The 8,644-nt window shown below is 56.8% G+C and carries 8 protein-coding genes and 1 pseudogene; all 9 read right to left on the bottom strand.

Annotation, left to right across the window (positions count from 1 at the left end; translation table 11 throughout):
* Window positions 1-63 precede the first annotated feature (63 nt).
* Window positions 64-1,041, bottom strand: coding sequence for a hypothetical protein (locus ALO80_RS13135; RefSeq protein WP_055009330.1), 978 nt, complete (start codon window positions 1,039-1,041; stop codon window positions 64-66).
* 9 nt (window positions 1,042-1,050) lie between these two features.
* Window positions 1,051-1,539, bottom strand: a complete 489-nt coding sequence (locus ALO80_RS13130) for an Hcp family type VI secretion system effector (RefSeq protein WP_055009329.1) — start codon at window positions 1,537-1,539, stop codon at window positions 1,051-1,053.
* 236 nt (window positions 1,540-1,775) lie between these two features.
* A pseudogene (locus ALO80_RS13125) lies at window positions 1,776-2,095 on the bottom strand (glycoside hydrolase family 19 protein); the annotation flags it as partial.
* Window positions 2,096-2,890, bottom strand: a complete 795-nt coding sequence (locus ALO80_RS13120) for a DNA adenine methylase (RefSeq protein WP_055009328.1) — start codon at window positions 2,888-2,890, stop codon at window positions 2,096-2,098.
* 203 nt (window positions 2,891-3,093) lie between these two features.
* A complete protein-coding gene (locus ALO80_RS13115) occupies window positions 3,094-3,639 on the bottom strand; it encodes a glycoside hydrolase family 19 protein (RefSeq protein ID WP_055009327.1) in 546 nt (181 codons plus the stop codon).
* A gap of 38 nt (window positions 3,640-3,677) precedes the next feature.
* Window positions 3,678-4,721 carry a phage late control D family protein gene (locus ALO80_RS13110; protein WP_055009326.1) on the bottom strand — a complete coding sequence of 348 codons (1,044 nt, stop codon included), beginning with the start codon at window positions 4,719-4,721 and terminating at the stop codon, window positions 3,678-3,680.
* Window positions 4,722-4,813: 92 nt separating this feature from the next.
* Window positions 4,814-5,020, bottom strand: a complete 207-nt coding sequence (locus ALO80_RS13105) for a tail protein X (RefSeq protein ID WP_024660331.1) — start codon at window positions 5,018-5,020, stop codon at window positions 4,814-4,816.
* A complete protein-coding gene (locus tag ALO80_RS13100; RefSeq protein WP_055009325.1) occupies window positions 4,995-5,840 on the bottom strand; it encodes a phage tail protein in 846 nt (281 codons plus the stop codon). Before ALO80_RS13100 ends, ALO80_RS13105 begins: the two co-directional genes overlap by 26 nt.
* A 9-nt stretch (window positions 5,841-5,849) precedes the next feature.
* Window positions 5,850-8,591, bottom strand: coding sequence for a phage tail tape measure protein (locus ALO80_RS13095; RefSeq protein WP_055009324.1), 2,742 nt, complete (start codon window positions 8,589-8,591; stop codon window positions 5,850-5,852).
* Between the last annotated feature and the right edge of the window lie 53 nt (window positions 8,592-8,644).

Below are 8,644 nucleotides of genomic sequence, written 5' to 3'. Positions count from 1 at the left end.
ATAGCAACCAGCACTAACCCAATAGCTATTAATATAAAACCAGAAAATAAATCTATTTGGGCGCTAGTCATTTGTCATTTTCCCGTAAAGAACCTCTCCAAATTTTTCACCTTTCGACTCGCCAAGCTCCCCTCCCCCCCAGCCGCCTACAGCCCCCCCAATCACGCCGCATGCAAGCGTACCCATACCACCAGTTGGAATACCAATTGCGACGCAAGCTGTAGTGACGAGTACTCCGCCTACATATCCACCAGCACCGGCTCCAAAAACGCTACCCAATAGCGAACCACCCTCAATATATTTCGCCTTACGACACTGCTCTTCACGACCCAGCGTACAAGCTTTATGAATGGCTAGTCCGGTAGAACCTACCTCAAGAGCAGTCCCGATGTAAGCTCCTCTTTTGATCCATTTAGCAGCTTTCGCCACGCCAGATACCTTGTCGGCATACCCTGGGATTTCTCCGGCATGCATATAGCTATTGGTTGAAAGCCCAAGCATTCTTTTAATGGAGCCTTCATTACGCAGTCCGGATCCATAAGACAGGAAATTATTCAGCAGCTTATCAAGCTTCATGAACAGCTCGGTTCGCTTGGCGTAGAAAGCGTCTCGCTGGGTCATTGTGCCGGACCCCATGTGATCCCGGTAAAGCTTTTCGATGTCTTGAAGCGTTTTTTTAATCCCCTCCATATGTTTGGCCCAACCATCACTTGCAGCGCCTACCCCCATCGATGTGTAGGATATCGCCTGCTTGAGCAGCTCGAAATTCTCAACAAAAAAATCATCAGCTTCCACCCCATTAACCAGCAATGCCCTATGCACCTCAGCAGCTTTGACCATTAAAAAAGCTTCCTGGGCAGTAGACAATGGCGTAGAAGCATCGCCGACGATGACCAGCTCACCAGGCAGAACAACGCCACCCGAGATGTGGGAGTTGAGGGCGACGAACTTGGCCTTCGTATTCTTTGGCAGCGCAAGGTTGGTTTTCAGAGATTCGAAGGTCTGCGCTCTGGGATTGATAAAAGTTCGTACTTCAGCCATGGTCGTGCCTCACGAATACTTTTTATTATTGATCCGGTCCCAACCGCCGGCCACGTTACCTCCTGCTGTGCCATCGACACGTTTCTGCAATGTGTAGGTAGTTTTAATGCGGCCGTAGTTGAGCTGCACGATTTCTATGGGGATACCTGAACTTGCGCTCTGTGTGTACTCCGCGATGATAACTTCCTCAAGCACCACTTCGTAGTATTTGAGCTTGTCAGTGCCTGCGCGGCAGAGCACCAGCTTCACTTCCTTGAGGTGCTGGCCTGCACAGCTGGCTTCCATCAGCTTGCAACTAGCGCTGTCAAGGTATTTGGTGAAGATGAAGTTGGTCATAGTCGTGCGACCAGATGAAGCGCCGCCCGCGGAACTAGCGGTTGCGGAGGTGCTTTGGCTGACGCCAAAGTTATAACCGATAATTTCAATCCATTTGCTATATTTCTCGTCCAGAGCTTCGCCGGGGATATCTGCGATCTGAATAAAGGCGTCGAAAGCCATCTTTTACCTCTCCTTGGTAGCCGTTTGCTACACGTTAATTGGCGTAGAGCTCCGATGTGACATCAAATTACAACATCAGTTCCGGCAGCCGAGTTGACTATGGAGTAGTAACTTAAGGTAGTTGCATGCCCATTTCAAGCCAAGAAGGCCTCCATCACTATATGGGTGTGGACACATAACAGCACAGCGCACCAGCCGGTGCCAACAGTATCAGCAGAACGCCGACTGCACTCCCATCACGCCAGCACCTTCAATGCACGCTCTATAAGGGCGTGACGATCAGCCAGACCATCCGTGCCGCCGCTGAAGCACTTGGTGATGATCAGAAAGTCACCTTGTCCGCAAATGTGTCGAGGTTGGAGCGGTGCCCGAACCATGCAGCCGACATTGCGGCGTGGTTAGGCAGCTCCAGTAGCTCCGGATGATTGATTAGATCAGAGCTCAGCACCTCACCGCACTCAGCGTAGTTTATTTTACCGGTGACCCAAATCAGCCCTCTGCCCAGATACAAGTGGCCGTCATTGTCAGGAGGGGTCCCCAGCCGTGCAGCCAGCCGTCAGAACAACCCACCGAGCGCGGCAGGTACCCAATTCATGATTACCAACTCACCGCTGATATCGGCCTTCCCCTTTCGCTGGTTCGCGGTACTGTAGCGAATGTCGACCGTTTCAAAATGGAAGCCTTCAAACACGCGTCGTATGTCAGGGTGGTCATTGATGCTGACCATCACTTTGCCTTTGCACGTCCGCATGAAATCAGCCATCCGCTCATAATTCTCGAATGAAAAATCAACGCCATACCCAGCAGTCTGCCAGTAAGGCGGGTCCATGTAATGGAAGGTGTGAGGCCGGTCGTAACGCTGGGCGCACTCAAGCCAAGGCAGGTTCTCCACATAGGTACCCGACAAACGCTGCCAGGCCGCAGAAAGGTTCTCCTCGATCCGTAGCAGGTTGATGGCCGGGCCTGTCGTTGCGGTCCCGAATGTCTGCCCGCTCACCTTGCCTGCGAAGGCGTGGTGCTGCAGGTAGAAGAAACGGGCGGCGCGCTGGATGTCAGTGAGGGTTTCAGGGCGGGTCATCTTTTGCCACTCAAATACCTGGCGCGAGCTGAGTGCCCATTTGAACTGGCGGACGAATTCTTCAAGGTGGTTTTGGACGACGCGATACAGCGTCACCAGGTCTCCATTGATGTCGTTCAAGACCTCGACGGGGGCTGCCTGGGGACGCATGAAGTAGAGGGCCGCACCGCCAGCGAACACTTCGACGTAGCATTCGTGGGGCGGGAAAAGTGGGATGAGGCGGTCGGCCAGGCGGCGTTTGCCGCCCATCCAAGGGATGATGGGTGTGGACATAGAAAGCAAGACCTTTACTGTATATATAGACAGGTGCTAGGCTCGCTCCGCTTTGTGCACGAAGCGAGAGCCTTGGCTGGACTTGCAGGGGTAATCTGCGAGAACGGTGACCAGCCGCGATGTTGACGCATCTCGACTGGTCGCTCTTTTTCAATCTGCTGCAGTAACTCGTTTTGTGAATGCCTGAATGGCCCACAGCTCGATCAGAGCAAAACCTTCAGAGCACGCTCATAAAGTGCTTGGCGGTCTGCGAGACCGTTGGTGCCGCCGTTGATGCGTTTCGTGATGGTAAGGAAGTCGCCTTTGTCTGCCAGGGTATTGAGCCCAGCCCGGTGCCAGAACCAACCTGCCGACATGGCTGCATGCTCTGGGCGCTCCAGGAGTTCGGGGTGCTTGAGTAGATCCAGTCCTAATGCCTCTGCGCACGCGGCGTAATTGTCTCGCCCGGTGACCTGAATAAGCCCCCTGCCCCGGTACAACTGACCGTCGTCATCGTCCTCTGGCGTGTTACCAAGGCGTTCAGCCAGCCGCCCGGTGTCGTACTTGTCGAGATATTGATCGCTGCCCAGTTCGCGCACGTAGCGGAGCTGGCCGGACTCGTGCCCTACCTGTGCGAGAAAAGCAGCTATGCGCAATTTGGTGACGATGGCGTATTTGCTCATCGCAACGTTTAGGACAGGAACAAAAACGCCAGCTCGGGAGCTGGCGTTGGGGAGGATCTGCAGCAACTGCTGCGTGGTAATCGACATGCGTGGTTCTCCTGATGAGTAGATGTTGAGCTGGTGGGCTAAAGCTGTACGACCTTGACCGGTTTCTTCTCTTTCTTTTTCTTGCCTTTCGCCTTAGCCTTACCGGACTTCCCACCATTGCATTCAATAGCCGTGGTCCAGCCAGACTGGGTAAAGACCTGTTCAACCGAGTCAACCAGGTACTCGCCATCAAGGCCGACTTTGAAGTCCAGTGCATTGATCATTCGCTCGGCGAACAGATCGGTACGCCCCGCCATTTCCAGCCGAACACCTGCGGTACTACGATTGAATGCCGCGAGACGCGCTTTGGCAGCCTGCTCAGCAGCGGACTTATTGGGATGGATATGGCGGTCGGTATGAACGGGCGGGAGGCCGTTAGGGGATTGATCGTTGCTCAGCTCAACTACCTGCAGCTTTCCAGTTTTCTTATCCAGATGCTTGGCCTGGACGGCTTTCTGTGTGGTCTTGTCGCTGAGGCGAAACTGCCAGCGTGCAACGTCGTGACGACGGATCGTTATCACCCCCAGGGCCTTACCGCTCGCGCTCAATCCGTCTTGCCGAGGCAGCACCAGCAGCTTACCGTCGGCAACTTTCGCGGTGCAGTCATACTTCTTGGCCACCCGGGTGATGAAGTTGTAATCCGACTCGTCGAGTTGATCGACGCGAGGCACTTTTGTCGTGACGGTACACACCGGCTTCCAGCCATTACGTGCAGCAACCTCGCTGACGATCTGCTGCAGGGTGACGTTCTCCCAACTGCCGGATCGGGTGGTCCGGCCACTGCCGCGCATATCGCTGGCCTTGCCGCGTATGACCAACGTATCGGGTGGACCAGACGCCTCGATGTCATCAACGGTGTATAGACCCAGTCGGGTCAGCCGATGCCCTTCGTAACCGAGGTATATCTCAATGTCCGCACCACGCGCAGGCAGTGAAACGGCCCGATCCCTGTCGTCGATGCGCAGCTCAAACTCATCTGACTCCATGCCAGGCTTGTCGCTTGTGCGCAGCAGCAACAAACGGTCGTTGATCAACGCCGTAATGTCGGTGCTGTCCGCAACAATTCGGAATGCAGGCTTCATGAGACCTTCTTAATGTCCATGGCAAGGCATGACGGACTCACCAGAATCCGCCGCCGAGTGTTAATAAAAGTTGGATGTGAACCGGCTGGCAGCTAGCCCCAGAGCTGTATCACTTCCTCGGTCTGGGTGAGCAGGTCCGGCAACAGGATCTGCACACCCGCTCGATATGGTTGGGGCTCGTCGGCCAGACCTTGATTGGCATCCAGCACGGCCTCAACGCTACCGCTCAGATGCCCGTAATACTGCTGGCAGATAGTGTCCAGCAGATCTCCGTCAGACGTTCTGCAGATCGTCGCCATAGCTTACAAACTCCAGTGAAAAGCCCTGCTTGCGGGGAATACCCCCGGCGAGCAGGTTGCTCTGTTCTTCATCCACACTGAGCAGGCACCAGTTGCCCAGCACCTCACCGTAACCAGTGGTCAGGCTCAGCGGCTGCAAGTTGCGGCCCATGCTGCGTAACGTATCCAGTTGCTTGAGGCCGCCCTTGAAGCCGGGAAAAATGGCCCCCTTCAAACTCAACTTGTCGTCACCGAGGCCAACCGCCTGTTGCGCAATGCTGCGCGTCAAGCGCTCTTGCCCGGCCCAGCGGAACGCGGTCTGTCTGCGAAGCTCATCGAAAGCGGCCGTGTCCAGGTTGAAGTAGTAAGGCTGAGACTCGGGCTTGAGCGGCTGGATGATCAGCAGATGCGGAAACGGTTTCACCGCCTCGGGTGCCGGTGTCATCTGCGTTGCAAAGCTGCCAGTCGGGACAATGTTGCCCAGCGACGGACTGACGCTTCCCGCCACCCGATTGATCGCGGCACCGGCTTTGGATGCTTGCTCTTTCAGCGTCCCCAGGCGCTCTTGCACCTGCGCCGCCGCACCGGTCGCCTGCCCGTACATCGCAGCTACCTGCCCAACCTTTGTCTGCGCGACACTGATGCCCCGCATGGTGCGTTGCAGTTTTTCACCAATGGCCGGACCAATGAACGGAATGTTCTCCAGCTCCGACGCGGCCCCTGTCATATCGCCAATGGCCCCGTTTAAGGGACCAAGCATGTCGTCCAGACTACGGCGTCCCACCTCTCCCGCTGCAATCAGGTATTTCAACGATGACTGCAGCTGTTCTGCATAAGCCATAACCTTTCCTCAACCCACGTGCGGGGCATCAAACAATTGGCGGGCAGCCGCCTGCCGACTGAACTCTTCAAACTGACGCTGAAGGTACGGTGCGATGTCCCTTGCCAGCTGTGCCGGGTCCTTTACATCGCCCTGTACGTTGACGGGCATATTCGGCGAGAAGGTGAATTGCTGGTCGACCTTGGTGGGTTCAGGCTTGCTCTGCTCGGCAGCCTTGACCACGGCAGGCAACGCCAAAGGTGCGGGTGCTACCGCAGCCATCGCTTTGACCACATCGCCAGGTGCGGCAGAAGGTTTGGTATCACCAGTCTTCCCAGCGATGGCCTCGGTTTTTTCATCTGAGCCAAACAGCGCTTTGCCCAGAAAGCCACCGATATCCTGGCCGCCCATGCCGCCAAGAAAGGCACCGACCGCGCCACCAATGGCGGTTCCGATCACCGGCACGATAGAGCCAATCGCGGCACCCGCCGCACCGCCTGCCAATGCACCGGCCAGCCCACCCGCAGCGCCGCCGTAGCCTTCGGCTTTCTCGTCCTGGGTCTCGGCGTTTTGGTACGTGTCCAGAGCGAGCATGCCCGCATCCAGAAACTTCGCGCCGGGGACCATCTTGGCAACGCTGCTCAGCTTTCCTGCGGCACCGGCCAACCGCGCAAGGCGCCCTGCTGGTACAGGAGGGGCTGGCGGCACCGGAGGGCGCGGAGGTCCTGCGCGTCGACCACCAGCACCACCTGCAGCACCACGCCGACGGCTGCGCCGTGACCGGCGTTGATCCCCCGGTGCATCCGAACCACCACCGAACGCACTGGCGTTGACCACAAAGACCTTCTGCGGCTCAGAGCTGCTGCCGCCCTTGGCACCATCAGAGTCGTTGCCACCCTCACCAAACAGATCGAGGATCTTCAGACCGGTATCGACCGGATCAAAGCCGGTCTTGCCGGGTTCCTCTGCGTCGTCATCAGCATCGTCAGCGCCGCTCTTGCCGTCGGCATCTGCTTTGTCCTTATCCTTTACCTTTGCTTTGTCCTTGCCTTTAAACGCTTTGAGACCGGTTTCCAGCAGGCCTTTAACCGCGCCCACCTTCCCTTCGGACTTATCGTCTTTGTCGCCAGAGTTGGTGACGTAGACTTTCTGTACCTTGTTTGGATCACCAGTCAGGGATCCACGCCCAATGTTTAGCAGCCCTTTGCCGATTTTGAACACCCCGGCAGCGGACTTCAGTGCCAGAAGCCCAGTGCCTATCGATGCGATGGCCAGCACCACCGGCTTGGAAGTATCAGAGAGCGCTGTGAATTCCTTGGCCGTTGCCGTGATCCCTTTCGCAACGGCGTCGGTGACAGGGCGGATCGCGTCACCAATGCTGCGCATCGAGTCGTTGACCGCCTGAAACGTCTCGGCCCAGATCTGCGACGATGCACCCCGGCGCTCGGCCAGGTTCTTGTCGAGGATCCCCGAAGCATTTTGTGAGTCTTTTTTCAGCTGCTCATACAGCGCGCGATTCTGCGTGTAAGCGGTCAGTGCAGCCTTGACCTGCATGTCAGCAAACAGATCGCCAGTGCGCAGCGCCTGCTCCAGCGAGTCCAGCATCTCTTTGGCTTTCGCCGGATCAGCCTCCTTACTGATCTTGGCCGTTGCCTCCTTCATTTTTTTGGCTTTTTCAGGGTCTGTCTTTTCGATGTAGCGCTGGGCCAGCGCGAAGCTGGACTCAAGGGTCGACATGCCCTTTTGGATACCGGTGTTCAGCGATCCCTGATAATCGATACCAACGTCCTTGTACGACTTGACCACGTCGGTGGAGCCGATCTTCTCCATCCAGTTCTTCAGGTTGTTGGCGGCTTCATCCGAGCCACCGGCCGTTTTCATCTGGACCTGCAGCATTGCGCCGAGTTGGCTCACCGAATCCATGCCGGTGACACCCAACTTGCCCATGCCCGCCAGCAACTGCGGAAACCAACGCGCCATGTCACTGGCCTCAAAGCTGCCCGCCTGACCCTGCATGGCAATTGCCTCGAGGGCTTTTTCCATGACCTTGGGATCGGTGATCTTGGCATTCTGCTGCAGTGCCTGAATCATGTTGGCCGTATCGTTGCCGCTGGCCCCCTGCCCGACCGCAAACTTCGCAGCGACCGGCGCGTAGGAAAGCGCCTTGTCCAGGCTCATGCCCGCACCAACCAGCTTGTTGACCAGGTCGGCGACGTCATTGCGTGCCATGCCCGTGTCTTGCGAAGTCTTGATCACCGAGGTGGTCAGCTCAGCTTCCTGCGGCTGATTGGCTACACCGGCCTTGATCGCGATGTCCCGGATGATCGCCTGATAGTCGGCACTGATCTTGGTCGGTACGGCCAATGCGCCGACACCCGCGACGGCGGTGCCGATGCCCGACTTGAGCCCGGCCTTGCCCTGCTCGATCTGTTGGTGTCCCTTGACCTTGAGGTCCATGCTTCTGGCCACACGGTCAAGGGACTGATATTCCTGTCTGAGCTTACCGACCTGAACACCCTGTTTGCGCAGGGTGTCGAGGTTGTTCTCAAGCTTGCGCAGCAAACCAGAGGCCGAGGCAGCACCACTGTCGTGCGCTTTCTTCCACTCGTCACGCAGACGCATGGTTTCGCCAATCGTGTTTCTCAGCACCTTGGCCTGATTGCCGCGCTGCTCCAACTTCTTGATGCGGTTTTCAACGGTGTTGAATGCCGCACCCACGGTCGGGCTGACAGCGCCGCCAATCACCAGGCCCAATGCCAGATTGTTCGCCATCACTCACCTCTGATGTTGGGATGGGCTCAGTCCGTGAGCCACCAGATCATGTC

Origin of the sequence: Pseudomonas caricapapayae, from assembly GCF_001400735.1 — a bacterium.
Taxonomy (GTDB): domain Bacteria; phylum Pseudomonadota; class Gammaproteobacteria; order Pseudomonadales; family Pseudomonadaceae; genus Aquipseudomonas; species Aquipseudomonas caricapapayae.
The sequence above is the reverse complement of the archived record's forward strand: the minus strand, read 5'-3'. Positions and strand labels throughout refer to the sequence as shown.